General features: G+C 52.7%; 17 protein-coding genes. 6 read left to right on the forward strand and 11 right to left on the reverse strand.

The genetic code is table 11. The annotated features are described in order from the left end of the window. Positions 1 to 211 precede the first annotated feature (211 nt). Both B1757_RS02795 and B1757_RS02800 read right to left on the reverse strand, forming a co-directional pair. Positions 212 to 1,156: a conjugal transfer protein TraF gene (locus B1757_RS02795; protein WP_101536874.1), complete on the reverse strand. Its 945-nt coding sequence runs from the start codon at positions 1,154 to 1,156 to the stop codon at positions 212 to 214. Next, positions 1,152 to 1,604, reverse strand: a complete 453-nt coding sequence (locus B1757_RS02800; protein ID WP_253253673.1) for a lytic transglycosylase domain-containing protein — start codon at positions 1,602 to 1,604, stop codon at positions 1,152 to 1,154. Before B1757_RS02800 ends, B1757_RS02795 begins: the two co-directional genes overlap by 5 nt. A 128-nt stretch (positions 1,605 to 1,732) precedes the next feature. On the opposite strand from B1757_RS02800, the gene B1757_RS02805 reads away from it, so the two are divergent. The 4 genes from B1757_RS02805 to B1757_RS15885 all read left to right on the forward strand — a co-directional run bounded on the left by B1757_RS02805 (position 1,733) and on the right by B1757_RS15885 (position 3,046). Beyond that, positions 1,733 to 2,185 (forward strand): hypothetical protein, encoded by a 453-nt coding sequence (locus B1757_RS02805; RefSeq protein ID WP_101536876.1) that lies wholly within the window; start codon positions 1,733 to 1,735, stop codon positions 2,183 to 2,185. Between the two features lie 74 nt (positions 2,186 to 2,259). Beyond that, a complete protein-coding gene (locus B1757_RS02810; protein WP_101536877.1) occupies positions 2,260 to 2,574 on the forward strand; it encodes a hypothetical protein in 315 nt (104 codons plus the stop codon). A gap of 116 nt (positions 2,575 to 2,690) precedes the next feature. Beyond that, the gene (locus tag B1757_RS02815; protein WP_101536878.1) at positions 2,691 to 2,897 is read left to right on the forward strand and encodes a hypothetical protein; all 207 of its coding nucleotides are present in this window, start codon (positions 2,691 to 2,693) and stop codon (positions 2,895 to 2,897) included. A gap of 20 nt (positions 2,898 to 2,917) precedes the next feature. Then, positions 2,918 to 3,046: a hypothetical protein gene (locus tag B1757_RS15885; RefSeq protein WP_301179148.1), complete on the forward strand. Its 129-nt coding sequence runs from the start codon at positions 2,918 to 2,920 to the stop codon at positions 3,044 to 3,046. Positions 3,047 to 3,092: 46 nt separating this feature from the next. On the opposite strand, the gene B1757_RS02820 is transcribed toward B1757_RS15885, so the two are convergent. The 9 genes from B1757_RS02820 to B1757_RS02865 all read right to left on the reverse strand — a co-directional run bounded on the left by B1757_RS02820 (position 3,093) and on the right by B1757_RS02865 (position 12,857). Beyond that, positions 3,093 to 3,779, reverse strand: a complete 687-nt coding sequence (locus tag B1757_RS02820; protein ID WP_143484200.1) for a hypothetical protein — start codon at positions 3,777 to 3,779, stop codon at positions 3,093 to 3,095. A 187-nt stretch (positions 3,780 to 3,966) separates the two neighbouring features. After that, positions 3,967 to 6,405: an HD domain-containing protein gene (locus B1757_RS02825; RefSeq protein ID WP_101536880.1), complete on the reverse strand. Its 2,439-nt coding sequence runs from the start codon at positions 6,403 to 6,405 to the stop codon at positions 3,967 to 3,969. A 12-nt stretch (positions 6,406 to 6,417) separates the two neighbouring features. After that, on the reverse strand, positions 6,418 to 6,825 hold the full coding sequence (locus B1757_RS02830; protein ID WP_101536881.1) for a hypothetical protein: 408 nt from the start codon (positions 6,823 to 6,825) through the stop codon (positions 6,418 to 6,420). Continuing rightward, on the reverse strand, positions 6,826 to 7,740 hold the full coding sequence (locus B1757_RS15010) for a hypothetical protein (RefSeq protein ID WP_143484201.1): 915 nt from the start codon (positions 7,738 to 7,740) through the stop codon (positions 6,826 to 6,828). Next, on the reverse strand, positions 7,733 to 7,945 hold the full coding sequence (locus B1757_RS02845; protein WP_101536884.1) for a hypothetical protein: 213 nt from the start codon (positions 7,943 to 7,945) through the stop codon (positions 7,733 to 7,735). Before B1757_RS02845 ends, B1757_RS15010 begins: the two co-directional genes overlap by 8 nt. A gap of 73 nt (positions 7,946 to 8,018) precedes the next feature. Continuing rightward, positions 8,019 to 9,935 (reverse strand): type IV secretory system conjugative DNA transfer family protein, encoded by a 1,917-nt coding sequence (locus B1757_RS02850; protein ID WP_101536885.1) that lies wholly within the window; start codon positions 9,933 to 9,935, stop codon positions 8,019 to 8,021. A gap of 207 nt (positions 9,936 to 10,142) precedes the next feature. Then, positions 10,143 to 10,538, reverse strand: coding sequence for a single-stranded DNA-binding protein (locus B1757_RS02855; protein ID WP_101536886.1), 396 nt, complete (start codon positions 10,536 to 10,538; stop codon positions 10,143 to 10,145). A 224-nt stretch (positions 10,539 to 10,762) separates the two neighbouring features. Beyond that, the gene (locus B1757_RS02860) at positions 10,763 to 11,767 is read right to left on the reverse strand and encodes a hypothetical protein (RefSeq protein ID WP_101536887.1); all 1,005 of its coding nucleotides are present in this window, start codon (positions 11,765 to 11,767) and stop codon (positions 10,763 to 10,765) included. A gap of 4 nt (positions 11,768 to 11,771) precedes the next feature. Next, positions 11,772 to 12,857 (reverse strand): DNA topoisomerase III family protein, encoded by a 1,086-nt coding sequence (locus B1757_RS02865; protein WP_101536888.1) that lies wholly within the window; start codon positions 12,855 to 12,857, stop codon positions 11,772 to 11,774. 245 nt (positions 12,858 to 13,102) lie between these two features. On the opposite strand from B1757_RS02865, the gene B1757_RS02870 reads away from it, so the two are divergent. Then, complete coding sequence (locus B1757_RS02870) at positions 13,103 to 13,765, forward strand: ERF family protein (protein WP_172437571.1); 663 nt, start codon at positions 13,103 to 13,105, stop codon at positions 13,763 to 13,765. A 140-nt stretch (positions 13,766 to 13,905) separates the two neighbouring features. Continuing rightward, positions 13,906 to 15,630, forward strand: a complete 1,725-nt coding sequence (locus B1757_RS02875; RefSeq protein WP_101536890.1) for a DUF4942 domain-containing protein — start codon at positions 13,906 to 13,908, stop codon at positions 15,628 to 15,630. Positions 15,631 to 15,812: the final 182 nt, after the last annotated feature.

Raw genomic sequence — 15,812 nt, forward strand, 5'->3', positions numbered from 1 at the left:
GGCTCCGTGCTGTTACACACGCGGCGGACACCTTCGGGCCTTTACCTTTGCCCAGCATGATGCCTGCCTTGCAGAGCCTGGAACTGAGGAAGCATTCCAGGGTGCGTCTTACCGACCTGTATCCCACGTCTGCCGGATTACTCCGGCCCCCTGGTCAACCCAGCCTGCGTACCGCCTTGCAAGCTCCGCCCTTCAGGGCGGGGTAGTTGACTTACCAGTTTTTAGCCCGCGCTGCGGTCTGTATCTCAATATAACGACTAATCGCCTGGGGTGATGTGATACCAGCCTTTGACGCTGCATGGATCTCATGAGTGGTCAGTACGCCGCGCTCATAGGCGTTTTCTGACCACTCCGACATTTTCTTCGGCAGCAGGTGGAGATAGCTGGCATCGGCCAGCAGGTTCTGCTCCAGGCTGGCCATCACCTGATACCCCTGGGAAATGATGGCGAAATTATCCGGAGGATAGACCATCACGATGGATGGGGTTTCCACCAGATGCAAGAGCTTGGCTTGTCCGTGATCTTTCACAAAAACCGCATTTTTAGGAACGCCAGAAACAGATCCGCCATTCACATCAATATAAATCGTCTTGAAATGCGCCTGCTGCAGCAGGTGCCGGTACTGGCGGAGCTGCAGGTTACAAAAGGGACAGTCGTGCTTGACGAACACCCACATCCCCACATGATGCGTGAGATATTGCAGGGCGTGCTGCTTGTTCCAGGCGATATAGGTGTTGAACTCGCTGTTGGCATCGTTTGAGCGTGGTACGAAGTTGGAATAATTCAATACCGGATTGGTATTGGCCACCTGAACGAATTTCTCGGCGAAGTTTTGTGCTTTGTCGAACATCACCTTTTGGACAGAGAGGTACTGGGTGACGTTTTTCGTGCTGGGATTATTGATGGCCGCATCCCGGAGTTTGGGCAACTCGACACGAATCCACTGCACGGACAATGGCGGCGGGGATTTCTTTCGTGGCACGGGCGGCTTGGGTTTTGCGACAACCGGCTTGGGTACCGGCTTCGGCAGAATTCTTGGCTTCGGCGGTGGAGGAGGGGGGATCTGATACCAGAACCATCCTGGTTCAGCCGCAGCTTGGCTGGCCCACAGTAAGCAAGCCAGAGTTGCGATTCCCTGTAAGAAACGGGCTTTAATGACCTCCCCCTTCTACCACCAGTCCGGCGGATAAATAATGCTGCTGAGGGCTGCCAGCGATACGCAAACCCAGGTGCGCGGAAAACCGCTGCACATAACCATCCGCCCATGCTGCCTGCATATCACCAGCCCCTGCGTTGTAGCAGGCGCTTGCGGCGATCAGGTTGCCCGTCGCGGCCAGACATCGGGCGAACACCCAAGTGCCCGCCATGACGTTTGCACAGGGGTTATATTTTAGTAGTTTATAACTATAACCAAATCCTCTTAACATGGGCAGATGGCAGGTGTTCACCTGCATCGGCCCTAAATCCTGCGTTCCGTTCGCATCCTGAACTGCAACACCAGGCCGTCCGCCCTCGTTTTTGAGCAAAGCTACAATATCCCGGCGCGGGACGCCGTAGGTGGCAGAGGCCTGCTGAATACAAATTTCGGGTACACCGTGAAACATGCGCATTTTCCTGTGAAATCATATTAACAATAATACACTAGAACAAAAATGGAGCAAGGCGCGACCATCCCATACTTTCTGTCACTCCCCTTGTGTTTGGAATTTAACCCCAACACAAGGAGATTGTTATGAAGGCACAAGTCAACACGGCCTCCGGGAAGGCCACCATCTATCAGGATGAGCAGGGCGTGCATCTGCGTGTTCTGGAGGAGAATGTTATGGAAACCACAATCAGTGCAGGTGACATTGTAAAAGTGCCGTTCCCGACGAACGATGGCCGAACACTCCCGCATTATGGTGTGGTGGTGTTGGTAGAAAGCACATTCGGCGGCGAAGTGGTTACAGTATGTTACGGATCGTCAAAAAAGGTATCTATTTCTGGGCATCTACCGCACGAGATGGTCTTATGGAAGAAAGAGGATCTGCAAGCTGCAGGACTAAGCCTGCCGACTCGGTTCGACTTCAAGGTTACAGCGCGATTTCGTCCGGAGGAGTGCGCTCAGGTGGGAGTTCTCCGTCTGAAGGATCCCGCGATCATGGGACAACTGAGAAAGGCGCTTGGGGCTGTGCATGGTTTCTGAGCAGCGCCGAACGATTGCAGAACGGTATCATTATGGTATCATCATTCCAATCTAGTTAGACAGGAGAAATTGATATGGCTCATGCCATCACCATTCGTTTTGATAACGAAAAAACGGTTACAGGAGCAACACATTTCGCATTGAAGCGGATTGCAGAGCATCTAGGCGTTTCACAAAACAAGGCCGTTCATATTGCGATTAACCGACTCTACGACCAGTTTTTCCCGGAGGATGTGTCCCACGATATGCCCACTCCAGAGGAGTTGGCAGTTGTTCGTGGTAGGATTCCAGACGAAACATCCGCGAAAGTCCTGGATAGTCTCAGCAAGGTATTTACAGACTCGAATCACGATCACCTGGACGCTGGCATAGCTAGACTCAGCCGGTAAGAATCTATCCATCCCTACCCTCACGCTTCGGCTTGAGGGTTTTTCTTCGGGTGCCATTCCATACTTTCTGTCACCCCGCTCCCTTGCGGTATTCATACAAACACAAGGGAGCGAATATGAACTTTACTTTTAATCACCGTCTTCGTAACGACATCATCCGCACATTCAACGTACTGGCTTATGCCGGCGGTACCACCCAGCTCGGTGCAGTGGCCTATAACCTTTGGGTCCATGACAAGGGCATGGCTGGATTTTTGGCTGCCATTGGCTATATTCTTGTATGTAAGAGCGTTGTATGGCTCATCATGGCCTGCGAAGACTAATTTCTACAAGGAGAAAAATCATGGGTACGGACATCGTTTTCTGGCAATGGATGGCCACCGCATTAGTGGCTGTGGTCGGTTATCCGCTGGCATATCTGGCCATAAGATCCGCCAAAAAAGAAAAACGGCACCACACCAGGCACGCCTGATCTATCCCACCCACCCTCACGCTTCGGCTTGAGGGTTTTTCTTTGCCTAACGCCTCCACCCGCGACGGCGTACATCGAGTGCCAGTTGCAGATTTCTTCTGGACCCAAAGCCGCCTTGTGACCACCGCAGGATTGTGCGGGGATGCACGCCCATGATGCCTGCCAGATGCTTACGAAAATTTGCCTCACTCTTGCCTGTGCTGCGACAACCATCCTTGATAAGCATAGGCCAATCCCATTCACGGGATTCATTTTGCATCTGAATAAGATCCTGCATTCTTTTGATACTTGATTCCGGAAGATCTGCGCTTCTATAAAGCACCTCTCTCAGCAGACTTTGAGAAATATGCAGGTGATCGCATAACTGCGCATGAGTCCAACCGGTCGCTTCAATAGCCTGTCGTGCAAGCAGCGCCGACGGAGAATCTGAATCAGCAGAGGAAGGCCTGGTTCCGTGTCTGTTCGGCTCAGAACCGCCTTCGGTGGTCATTTTCGCCGACCAAACGGAAACGGCACCCCGTAGCCTGGCGATAGCTGCATCCCTGGCAGATGTCGTTGCCGTAACCGCTTCCTTTTCTTCGGCCATATCCAGCGGGTTAGTTGCGGCAATTCCCGTGGCTTCAAACTCAGGAACGGATTCTTGTGGAACCGTCTGTCCGTACCATCGCACTGTGGCCCGCTGTACCTTTTCTACTTTTTGACGGACCAGCAGATTCAGGGTTTCGTCATCCATGACAGTCGGATTCTGAACCAGGGAAAGCCAGACTTCCTGAACCGCTTCAGCCTGTAGTTCTTCATCGACCGGCATTCCATACTTGCGGCGACGAAAAAAGAAATGTCGGTTGACGCGGCGCTGTATGAAGCGCAGCACATCCTGCCCAGGGCTACCCCTGGGGTCCGCAAACCATTGGGGGATGTGGCTATCCAGAGTTGGTTTCCTGGGCGGATGCCGTAATTAACGGATCGCCCGGCGGTAATGGCGCGGTAAAACCACTCGAAACCATATCCAGGCATCCATCCGAGTCTTTCACGATCTGAAGCATCATCCGGGCCTCCAGAACAGGTATCAGCCCCGCATCCAAAGCGGATAGGGTATCGACAACCAAGGTCTTGGCCTCCCCCGGCGGTTCCTGATCCAGCAGCTCAGCGATATTGCCACGATACATGGCGGATTTGGGGATGTTTCTTGCCCGTAAATCCCGTTGAATTTCGTCCAGCCAAACCATCGAAAAAAGCACTCTTTTCCGGGTTTTTTCTGGAAAATCCTCAAGAATACCCGGATAAGTATTCATCATTTCACGAAGACGCTGGCTGACAGCGTTCGCCCGTTGTGCAGGTGTTTGCATATTCCCCTTGATCATCTGTGTTACGTTGTGGTTTTGTTCAGCTCTTTTCCTGGCGGCTTCCATGGCCTGCTGCCGCTCTGCGCGGGGCAACCGCTCTGCACGGGGCACCTGCTCTGCACGGTCCTGATCCGCCTGGACGCTTTGCCCGGACTCCGCTGGTTCTGGTTCTGGCTCAGGTTCTGGATCCGATGCAGATTCAGGATCCACGGATGGTTTTGCCGGTGGTTCAGAAGCTGCCTCAGAATCCGCCGGGGATGCGGTTTCTACGCTTCCCCAAAGATCCCCGCTTTCATCCGGGGGGGCATCTCGGTCATCATCATCTTCCGCCGTTTCTTCTGCCTCATTTCCCGGCGCTGCATCTTGGGCAACATCCCGATTCATGGCTTCCTGGGGAGCATCAGTGTCCGCATCAGGACGATCCTCTGAAACAGGCTCAGGAACAGCGATAGAGGAATGATCTTCTGCCGCTGGCTGTTCTTTATCTTCTTTACCTATGGCCTTGAAGTATTGCGGCCAGGTAGGGGCTAAAACAGCCAGCCTGGAACGGTAGTCTTCCAGTTCTGTGAAACGTGAAAAAAGAGGGCTTCCCTCTATGCGGGCCAGATAATACGGGATTTTTTCCTCAACCTCCTTGGCCTCTCCATCCCTTGTCGTTCCCTCAATCTGCAAATAAAAGCCCGCCCCTTCGGGCTTCTTGCAGGACTTCTGCTGAAAGTCTTTTTTCAGTATGCCCAGCTCATCCAGGTGTGCGGTAATGATCTTGATAATGGGACCGGGGTTGCCGTTATTGTCGGATACATAATCGGAACGGGTTAATCCCAGATGGGCACAGATTTGTGCCCGGATCTTTTTTTCCGCCAGAAAAATCAGGTTGCCTTGCTTGTAGCCCAGCCTTTGTTCGGGGCTTTTGTGATTGATCAGATTGGTGCGGGAAATCAGGTATTGGAAAGACTCCCAGACCTGATCTTCGAGCTTCTGTTCAGGAAGGTCATTGCTGTCTTGATAATCATTGGCAATCTCGTCTTCTCGCCCCTCGATGCTGCCGGCAACCAGATCGGCTTTGCGAATGGCCTGCATCAGATCGACAACCGCCTCATCCGTCTGGATGTAATTGCGCTTGAAGCCGGACCCCGGATAAGCATAGGCGTGGTGATAATAGCGGATGGATTGGGTCAACATGCGCTGGGTGAAATCGTCATGCTGGCCCTGGGGATCCAACAAGGCCCAAAACGCCTCCAGCCTGGCCAACATACGACTACCTTCGATGTCATGCAGCCCGATGACCTCGATGTTCTCACCATTTTTACCTACGCGCCGAAAACACAAGACTTTACCCAGGTCGTGCGCGAACCCGGCCAGAATTGCCGTTTCCAGATCAAAAGAGCGGCTGGAAGCCTTCTCGCTGGCACGCACAGCGGTGATACCGGACGATTCCATGTCCGCCCACACGCGAGCCATTGCTGCTGCCACACGCAAGCTGTGTTCGAGTAATGAGGCATCGCCGTGAGATCCGTGAAAAGGAGAAGCTGGAAGGCCGGATTCTTCGATGATTCCGTAGATAGACCAGAAAAGCTCTGACCTTGGAGATGGAGTGAGTGCGAAATGTTTCAGCGCATGTTTATCCAGCAATGATTCCGCCTTCTCTCTTTCCAGGCGGGCAATGGCTGCTTCCAGCTTGGAAGCGCGTTGCTTGATCGGTATCGGCTGGCGCGGTCCTGTAATCCCATGCGATTGCGGTAACATGCCCAACGTGGTCGTACTTAGTCCACGCCTGGACTGTGGGCGAAGCCCCTGGGTGATCGTAAATGTTTCCGCAGCTTCCCAGAACAGGATGAAGGCCGTAGCCGCCAGGGTGCAGGCGATTACCCAGACTATTCGATCTCCCATAAACAGAAAGGACTGCGAAAAGACCTTGCTGAAGAAAAAGAATGTCACCACTGTCGCCACCAGCGCCCAGAAACCCAGTACGGTCGCTGTGGCCGATAGCAGGCGTCGATGAACAGGAACAGCCACCTAAAAAATTCCTTAGAACGCGATGGAAGACCAATCGAAATGGGGCTTCCGAATGGGCGGCTGTAGGTATCCGGCAGCCCGGTTCAAACGGTCATCGAGATCGCTTTCCAAAGCCCATTGCTGCATTTGATGCCGCCACTGGGCATCCTGGAGAGCCACCCGCATCCGCTGCGGATTGGCCAACAACGTGTCGGGGTCTGATCCTGTATTCCGAAAGCTCCCAATATTCAGCAGACTCCGGCATTCCGAGCAGAACTGATCGACGGCAAAGACCTTTTTCAGCCCGGATGCAAAATGGACGGATACCAGCGTGCCGGCACGGGCCGCGACAACGCGCATGACAATGCCACCGCCTAGATGCGGATGCGACACGGGCAAACCTAGCCAAGCATCCTGATACTCTTCAGTTTTGTATAACATTCAGCTTTTCCTCCAAAAACTGGCCCAGCTTTGGGAGCGCGGCAACCCGGCACGATTCAGGGGGCTGCGCCCGACGCAGTACCAAAAACGACGATATGAGGCAATCAGAATGCCGGACTCATCCAGCAGCTCCAATGCTTTTTGATCTTCCCTGTCCCGGCATAATTTTTCTTGCGAGATGCCAGGATATTCCCAAACGCGATGCAACAGCCAGGAACCCTGGGATCCTGCCAGCGCATAAGATTCTTCCAGCAGTCTTTCTGGAACCGGCACGATTAGCCCTTTGATCCTTTCTGTGAGCTGAACATCCTTCCGCCACAGCTCCAGATGAATTCTTAACCGCATCACCCATGGACGGCATTCCAGTGCCGAGCAGCAATCATCGAAGCTCGCATGGTCCATGACAGTGCCGGCGGAAAATATCCAGGTCAGTATCTCGGCTTTCTTCCTCATGCTGCAGCGCACCTGAAACAACATCCGGATCTGCGTGGACAAATGACGAAAGATGATAATTTGTTCCGGTAACAAGTCCTCCAGCAGTGAAGCTACTGCTTTCGTTTCTTTAATGTGGGATGAATGTTGTGATAGGAAGACAAGAGATTCCTCCCCAGAACGTAGTGGGCTTGGGCTATCCACTTCATCTTCTTCACCAGCCAGCGCAGAGTAATCTGGAAGATCGCCGAAAATCCCGGAATCAACAGCTTCCCAATAACTTCCTTCAATATCTCCCTGGTAATCGGCATCCACAGGAGTAACAGAAAGATCAGTATCCCTATCCCGATCAGAAAGGCCGCATGAGGATCCGCCAGTATGGGATGATGGATGGTCGGCCCCTTGGGGGGTGAGGGCGCTTTCGCCGAAGCGGTAATCGCTGTGACCGTCATTGGGGACTCCTTTTGCGATAAGGTTAAGCATCGAAGCGGTGTCTCATTTCTGCCAGCGCCGCCTCAACAACACGCCGCTTAGTCCAGCCCGTTTTCCGACGCAGGGTGGCTATATTCGCTGCAGCATCTTCAGAGATATAAAGCTGCAAGCGCGTGCGCCGAAGCCCGTCCGGGTCCACCAGGGCTCGGTGCAACCAGGCTTTCTGGCGTTCTTTGGGCGTAACAGGTTCAGACAACAGGGATCCCCTATAAAACAAGAATAATTACACTATAACGAAGATTATCCCCGAATACCCAACCAGCGCAAGGTTATGTGTTGCTGTTGCCCGTCCTGCGCCTGCCGCCAGAAGGCGTTCTGCCGGAAGGCTTCTGGTCAGACTCCGGTTCTTCCGATGTTTGTTTTTTCTGGTTGAAATTGCCGCCTTTGGGAAACTGCGCTTTCACATACTCCTCATCGGCCTTGATGACGGCATCCATGCGCTCCATCAGGCCGTAGTCGCTGCGGTAGGGGCGTGGACGCTTGGGATCATCGGGTGCCCACACCCGGAATGGTCCCGCCCATTTTTTGAAATCGGCAGAAAAACTCAGTAACGGTACCCGGATATGGTAGTAGTGCTGCCCGTTCCGGGTGAACAGGCATTCGCCCTTATCGAGAGCTTTCAGATCATCGGCGGATACGCGATACATCTCTTGCTCGCGTTCGCCGTACGAAGTTCCAGCACCTCCCGATGCCGCACCACTCCCGGCAAGGTCCGTCGAGGCTTCGCTGGCAGAATCCGACATGGTTTCACTCAATGTGCGCAGCACCGAAACCTGCTGGCCAATAAAATCCGCCCCATATTCCGCTGTATCCTGATCCCCCAGACCAAAGAACATTTTATTCGCGCAGTTGCCCACCACCTTGTTGAACAGGTTTTCGGAGATCGTATCCAGATTCCCTTTGGTTTGCGGAGAAAGCACGATTCTCTGCCGGGCAGATCGAGCCTGCTCAAAGATGCGGTCCCAGTTCTCGGCAATATACGATCCCGGTTCATCCAGAAACACCAGGGTGCTGGGCCGGGGTCGGCGCTCTTCAGGCATCACCTGAATCCAGGAAAGCGCCGTCCGATAGTCACCGATAAACAGTTTGGCAAAGTCGGAAGCCGTTTCTTCCTTACCCATCGTCGGTAAGGGTACATAGACCACCTTGTTTTGCGTCAGGCAATCAAAGATGTTGATGTCCGGCTTGGTCGTATTGACCACTTCGCCGAATTTGCCGGAGCCCATCATGCCCAGACGCCCGCCGATGCCGCCAAACAGGTCTTTTACTTTCTCGACGTTGATCATGGTCCCGCCGGCCTTGTTGGGCACACGGAAGCGATTGATGAACAGTGCTGCAGTGCGACCTTCGGCGGTATTTCGTATCCCCGGAAGATTTGGTAGCTTGTCGAGTTCCGTGGGGCTACTGAGCAACAGGGACAAATCGGCTGCTGTGTACGCATATCCGCCGCGCTGCAGGGCGGCAATCACGGCCATGAGCGCCTGGGTAGCGGATTTGCGGTAGTAGTCCGCGCCGGCCTTGCCCGTGGTCAGCGGGACCGTCGCCATGATGCGCGAGGCCACTTCATCCGCGTCCCCAAAGAGCAGCGGGTTGTAACGATTACTGATCGCCGGATCTCCCGGATGGATGATGACCAGATCATCTTCGCGCCCGGTATAACGCAGCAGTTGCCAGAGGTTGTCGATGTTTTTGTTGTCGATTTTGCCATCGACAAAAAATATCCCGCCACCATCCATGAGCTGCTGATACATCAGAAAGTTTGCGGCAACCGTCTTCCCCATACCGGACATACCCAGGATGGCCATGTGGTCGTTGGAGGGATCTTCCTCCCGAAAACCGGCAGAGGATACCAAAGGCATCCAGAACGGTTTGCCAGAATTGGTAATGTATCCCAACAGGGCCGAATCTGGTGGCTGTTCTCCATCAGAAGCCGGGAATATGGGATCTGCAGAATCTATTTCCAGATTGGATTCGATAGCGTGCCGTCCATTGTGGTACCAGTTGATGATGCGCTTGCCAATATGCAGGGTGCCCACGGCGGCGAGGCCTCCGGTGGCTATCTTCCAGTCCATACTGAAAGCGCCGGGTGTATAAGGCCCGCAGGCCCAGAATGCCGATCCCAGGGCCAACAGGGAGAGAGCGTCCGTGGATCCACCAAATTTCAGAAGATCGCGCTGATCTGGCATCCGCACATCCTTTTCAGATACAAGGCACAAAGAAAAACCCCAAAGCCGAAGCTGTGGGGTGGGGTGGGTTAGAAACGTGAACGTGAACGACGTGCAGCATTACGGCGATATTGCACGGCATCGTAGAACATCATGCCTGCAACACCCAAAAGTCCACATTCCACTATAAGCAAAAGGATTTTTACGAAGATAATCATTGCATTATCCTCAGAACGGAATGTCCGAATCGTCAAAGTTTTCAGCAGGATGCTGATCTTCAGAAGATGCGGATTTTCCGTCAGCCTTGGACAGCATCTTCATCTCGTTAGCCACAATCTCGGTCGTGTAACGATCCTGACCTTCCTTATCCGTCCACTTGCGTGTGCGAATCTTGCCAGCCACATAGATGAGCTGACCTTTCTTGCAATACTCACTGATGATTTCAGCGAGCTTGCCAAAGGCGGCGATTCGATGCCATTCGGTGATTTCCTTTTTATTGCCATCTTTGTCCTTGTAGGACTCAGAGGTGGCAACAGACAAATTGACGATGCACTTGCCGTCCTGGGTGTAACGAGTTTCCACATCCTGACCAAGACGACCGATGATTTCAGCGCGATTCAACATGACATATCTCCTTTTGAGAAAGAAAAAACAAAACCGAACCCCATGTTTCGGATGAATACCGAAAAAAAGAGGGGTGACAGAAAGTATGGGAGCGCAGTCGGGATTGTTTTCGAGGAGATTTGGGGCGGATCGGACGCAAGATTGCCTCCGATCCTTTATACACGTCACCGGCAAAAGGCCGGGCACCCGAAGATTCTAGCACGACCGCGCTTTCCCGCAAAAACCTAGAGATTGTCCACCAAGTCAGCGAGACTTCCAGCGGGCGGGTTTTCCTCATCCTCTTCCTCTTGCTCGACATCCTGGGACGTATTCCGGGTTGCGGGTGCTGGCGGTTGTTCTGCTGCCGAAGTGCTCGCACTCCCATCAGAGGCTTCTCCCGCTTCCTGCCCCCCCTGTTCTGGCTGGCGATACCGATCCATGATTTCGTGAATCCACGGCGGAATCGAGAGAATATCTACACCACGACGGGCATTGAGGATGGTCCGGCACCAGATATACCCGACCTGCTGACCAGTGGGAACTTCCAGGCCGTCTTCGTCGAACGCCTTGAGATCTCGTGCGCGTAACTTGCCATCAATCAGAATGGGCCGCCCCATTCTCAGCTCGCGGCGAACCGATTGCGCAATCGCGGCATTCACCATCCGAACCGGGATCAAGGCTTCCGGATTGGCGGTCAGCCTTACCCAGACTTCCACCCCGACCAAAGAATTTGAGTTTTCGTGAATAATGGATTGCACCCGGTCCACGATCCCGGCGATTTTGACCCGGTTCGCGGCTTCCCGAAGCGTGGTTTCACGATGGCTTCCCTCTACGACCGCAAAAGGATTGAAACCATCTGTTTTAGTTTCCTTGCGGTTCTGAATGGCATCTGACCAGGCCAAAGAGCTTGGCATTTCAATGATAGATGGCGAGGATACTTCCAGGGGGTCCAGATAGGCATGGTAGTCCGTGATGTCTCTCTTGCCGTTATTCCAGACGATTTTTCGACTGCGAATGCGCCCGATGATTTTTGTGGGTTGTTCGTTTTCTACATGCAGTGCTCTTTTTTTGCGCGAGGCAGGCTGCTCAACAGGCACCATTCTGGAAACATCCCGTGTCTGCTGGACAAAACCGACAAGTCCGCCAGAGTCGGTTCTCCGGAAATCCCGTGCATATCCACTGGCGAACGCGATGTTCAAAAAACCTTTTTCGTGCCCATACTGGGACAGGCTGCTGTTTACGAGCGACATTTTTCTATCCTTTTCCCATTTGGGAAATCAAATCTACGACATATTTATCGGACCAAGCCCGGAATTTCTGCAGCACATCGCTGCCTTCTCCGATCTTTCCTATAGAAACACGCGGGTCCAGCGCGTGTGACCACAAAACCGTCAAGCCTAAATCGGTGAGGGATGCCGGTAATTGCGCGTGAACGCGCCGCCCCGCGTCCGTCAGTCGCATTTCATGGGGATCCAGCCATCCCTGATCAACGAGGTGTTGAAAATGATTGACGCGCCCTCTGACGGATCCTAATGGGATGTTGCTCCCCTGAGATTTTAGGGCGGGATCTTGGACCCACGGGCTGACATCTCGCAGCGATTCCAACCAGTCGGCCAACAGGCATGGCGGATGATTTTCTCTCCTGCCAGCGCCTTGAAAAAGAGCGTATAGAGGATCACTGGGAGGCGCTGAAAGTTTTTCGAGAAAGCGAACAGGCTCATTACTGAAGGGGTAGGAGATCCGACCCATCTCCCAGGCCCGCTGCCAGGCTACGAGCGTATCCTTGGGAGCATCTCCGAAAGCTCTCAGCGTTCTCGCTTGTAGCGTGGACGCATCCAGCGATGAATTTTGATCTTCCGTGGATGGTGACAATGGCACTACAGGGAAAGTCGAGAGCATGGCGCTCAGTACGCGGCCTACGGGAATAGCCTTGGATACGCGACCATATAGGGTCATTGCGCGAGATCCGTTCAATCCGATCAGCCAGTCCGCATGAACACGCAGCTTTTCGGCTTGCACCCAATAATCAGCATCTTCCACTGGGGAAGATATAGTGCGGATCATGTCTTGATCCCGCAGAGAATGTGTACTCCAAACGGTTACAGGACCAACATAGCCCACATAATCCAAGAGTATTTGCAAGTCCATCATCCCCGGAGGATCCGGAGGAGGGGCCAGGATGATCCGGTCTGCCTGGGCAATCGCTGACTTACATTCCTGTATCTTCGCGGCACATCCGGTTCTGGGCCGGAAGCGCGGTTCCGGTAGCATGGGCAAGTCTTCGATGCGCCAACTCTTCCAGCGCGGGTGGTACTCCTGGGGGCTGGCGTGACGAAACATCGCGCCACCCGTTGCAATCACTTTAGGGCGGTTATCGCAGCCCTGACTTAACACACGCCGAAGAGCGTTGGCCATTCCTGGCGTGGCCGTAAGCACCAAGATATTTTTCATGGATAAAAATAATAGTGTAATAAAAGATGTTAGACAAGCAAGGCCAGCCCCTCGTTCCCATACTTTCTGTCCGGACTCTTCCTTGCGGCAATCAAGCTGAAAATGGTTTCAGCGATTTTTACAAGGAGAGTGTCATGGAAGCACAAAAGCTGTACGCTGCCTTGCTCAAGGCGCAAAAGTCATTTAACCCTATCACCAGGGACGGAGAAAATCTCACGTTCAATTCGCAGTATGCGACTTTGGATTCCTTATTGAATGCTGTTCGCGGGCCTTTGCTGGAATCGGGCATCTTACTCATGCAACCGCCGGTTGATACCGGTGAGCGGACAGAGAACCCCTCTGCAACGGTAAAGACTCAACTCATCCATGCGGAAAGTGGCGAATCTTTGGAAATTCTCACCACTATTCCTTTGACAGAACAAAACCCTCAAGGTTACGGATCCGCCGTGACCTATGCACGGCGTTACGCCCTCATGGGTCTGCTGGGCATTGCCCCTGAAGACGACGATGGTAATGCGGCCTCCGGTGGATCTTCCACCAGTAGGCCAGCCGCTGCACGGCAACAGCAACGTCCTGCTCCTGCATCTGCGTCTGCACCTGCCTCATCCAGTGGAAACGGCGAAAAACCTGCCGCAAAAGCAGGTCCGTCGTTGGAGTCAGCTCTTGAGAAGATCAAGAAATCCAGTATTGAGAAGCTGGATTTTGCTGAACAGTGGTGCCGGATCAATTTTGCCGGAGATGACTTAAAGGCTTTGGAAAAGGCCATTTCTGAACGTCGCAGTTCTGCTGCGGCCTGATCTATCCCATCCCTACCCCACAGCTTCGGCTTTGGGGTTTTTCTTCGGTTGCCGTCTGCCATTCCATACTTTCTGTCCAATCTCTCCTTTCCGGTATTCGTCGCTGAACACGTTTCAGCTTTCTACACAAGGAGATAAAAATGGATAATCTGCAGTATTACCCAACCCCGGACACCCTAATTCAGAAAATGTGGTTCACGTTCAAGGACCGGGATTTTGCCCGTATCCTGGAACCATCTGCAGGCGATGGCCGGCTTCTGAAGTTTCATGGAAAATTTCATGATACTGATGCCTGTGAGATCAACATGGACCTACACCCCACGCTAAAGGATAAGGGCATCCAAGTGGTTTCTCTGGATTTCATGGATCTGCAAGAAGGATCCATGTACTCCCATATCATCATGAACCCGCCTTTCAAGGATGGGGCGGAACACCTCTTGCACGCATGGGATATTCTGTATTCGGGCGAGATTGTTTGCCTGTTGAATGCGGAAACTCTCAAAAACCCGTTTTCTCAGAAGCGTAGTCTGCTGAATAGTCTCATTGAGAAACACGGAAGTGTTGAGTTTCTAACAGATGCTTTCATGACGGAAGATACAGAGCGCAAAACAGAAGTGGAAGTCGCCCTGGTGCATCTGACAAAAGTGCCTGAACAGCGGCATGACTTTCTCGACACGATCATTGACGGGTTGGACAGAAACGAACGGGAAGATGTCGATTATGACCCGTTGCAGGAGCTGTCTATCCCCACAAATGTCATACAGAATGCGGTTAAGGCATTTGATTGTGCATGGGCCGCACAGAAGGAAGCAATTATCATGGAAGCCCGTGTCAGCCATTATCGCCGCATGTTGGGCAAGAGCTTGAGGGAAATGCAAAGGGAAACATCACATCCTGATGACATTAACCCGGCACCCAAAAGCAAGAGAGGTATTCATGGAGCGTTGAATACCGCATACGAAGATCTAAAGGACCGTGGCTGGTCTTACGTTATCCGCTCCACAGAAGTGAATAAAATGACTTCAACAAAGGTGCAGCAGGATCTGGAAAGTCGCTTTGAATCCGTAAAAAAGATGGACTTCACCGTTGGAAATATTTACGGATTCCTGCAGGGATTGGCCATGAGTAAGGGCGATATTCAGCTCGACATGGCCTGCGAGATCTTCGACCAGATCACCAAGTATCATAGCGATAACACAGTTTATTATATGGGGTGGAAGTCGAACGACAAACACCGCATGGCGGGGATGCGAATTAGAGCCAATCGCTTCATATTACCCGGTTTTTCTATGGATTCATGGCAACGTAGTCTTGGATATTATGCCCGGAAAATCCTGGAAGACATAGACAAGGTTTTTGCCATGCTCGACGGCAAGGACTGTCCCCGCTATGGGCTAATTGATGCTTTTGAGGGTCAACTGTCGGATCTAAGGGGTGGCCAGCGCGTCAAAACCGACTATTTTGATATTCGGTTCTATCCCGGCATTGGCACGATTCATTTTTTCCCGAACAATGAGAAAATCATGGATCGTTTGAATGTTATGGTTGGTCTGCGGCGACAATGGATACCGGAGAACGCCACCCCTGAACAGGAGAATCCTTTTTGGAAACAGTATCGGGAAGCCGAGAAGTTTAATAAGGGATTGCGCCTTACCAGACAAGAAAGCTGGGCTTTATCTAACCGGGAAACAGCCTATCGGGATGACAGTTACGAAGAAACTATGGCATCGTTTCATAACAATCTGGTTTCATCTATGGAAAAACTCGGCTACCAAAGCAATTTTGCTTTGGTTGACTGTTCTTCAGGTTCAGCCTGTCATACGGCGACCATGAGCCTGCCTAAACCAGTCGATCTGGCATCCTGATTCTCACCCCACCCTCACGCTTCGGCTTGAGGGTTTTTCTTTGCCTGCTGTGCGCTTCCCATACTTTCTGTCACCGCTCTTTTTTTCGGTATTCATCCGAAAAGGAGCAGCCGTATGGCTATCGTCGTGTGCGCGTGCGTGATCACGGGCTTCAGCATTTATGCTGGGGTTCGTGGCTCACT

The sequence above is a fragment of the Acidithiobacillus marinus genome (genome assembly GCF_002847505.1).
In the GTDB taxonomy this organism is placed as follows: domain Bacteria; phylum Pseudomonadota; class Gammaproteobacteria; order Acidithiobacillales; family Acidithiobacillaceae; genus Acidithiobacillus; species Acidithiobacillus marinus.

Excerpts from the sequence above, each read along its gene's own strand:
- B1757_RS02820 (WP_143484200.1), bottom strand. The coding sequence starts at position 3,779 with ATGGATGACGAAACCCTGAATCTGCTGGTCCGTCAAAAAGTAGAAAAG.
- B1757_RS02810 (WP_101536877.1), top strand. The coding sequence starts at position 2,260 with ATGGCTCATGCCATCACCATTCGTTTTGATAACGAAAAAACGGTTACA.
- B1757_RS02815 (WP_101536878.1), top strand. The coding sequence starts at position 2,691 with ATGAACTTTACTTTTAATCACCGTCTTCGTAACGACATCATCCGCACA.
- B1757_RS02865 (WP_101536888.1), bottom strand. The coding sequence starts at position 12,857 with ATGTTTCGTCACGCCAGCCCCCAGGAGTACCACCCGCGCTGGAAGAGT.
- B1757_RS02875 (WP_101536890.1), top strand. The coding sequence starts at position 13,906 with ATGGATAATCTGCAGTATTACCCAACCCCGGACACCCTAATTCAGAAA.
- B1757_RS02800 (WP_253253673.1), bottom strand. The coding sequence starts at position 1,604 with ATGTTTCACGGTGTACCCGAAATTTGTATTCAGCAGGCCTCTGCCACC.
- B1757_RS02830 (WP_101536881.1), bottom strand. The coding sequence starts at position 6,825 with ATGTTATACAAAACTGAAGAGTATCAGGATGCTTGGCTAGGTTTGCCC.
- B1757_RS02805 (WP_101536876.1), top strand. The coding sequence starts at position 1,733 with ATGAAGGCACAAGTCAACACGGCCTCCGGGAAGGCCACCATCTATCAG.
- B1757_RS02855 (WP_101536886.1), bottom strand. The coding sequence starts at position 10,538 with ATGTTGAATCGCGCTGAAATCATCGGTCGTCTTGGTCAGGATGTGGAA.
- B1757_RS02870 (WP_172437571.1), top strand. The coding sequence starts at position 13,103 with ATGGAAGCACAAAAGCTGTACGCTGCCTTGCTCAAGGCGCAAAAGTCA.
- B1757_RS02850 (WP_101536885.1), bottom strand. The coding sequence starts at position 9,935 with ATGCCAGATCAGCGCGATCTTCTGAAATTTGGTGGATCCACGGACGCT.
- B1757_RS15885 (WP_301179148.1), top strand. The coding sequence starts at position 2,918 with ATGGGTACGGACATCGTTTTCTGGCAATGGATGGCCACCGCATTAGTG.
- B1757_RS02860 (WP_101536887.1), bottom strand. The coding sequence starts at position 11,767 with ATGTCGCTCGTAAACAGCAGCCTGTCCCAGTATGGGCACGAAAAAGGT.
- B1757_RS15010 (WP_143484201.1), bottom strand. The coding sequence starts at position 7,740 with ATGCTTAACCTTATCGCAAAAGGAGTCCCCAATGACGGTCACAGCGAT.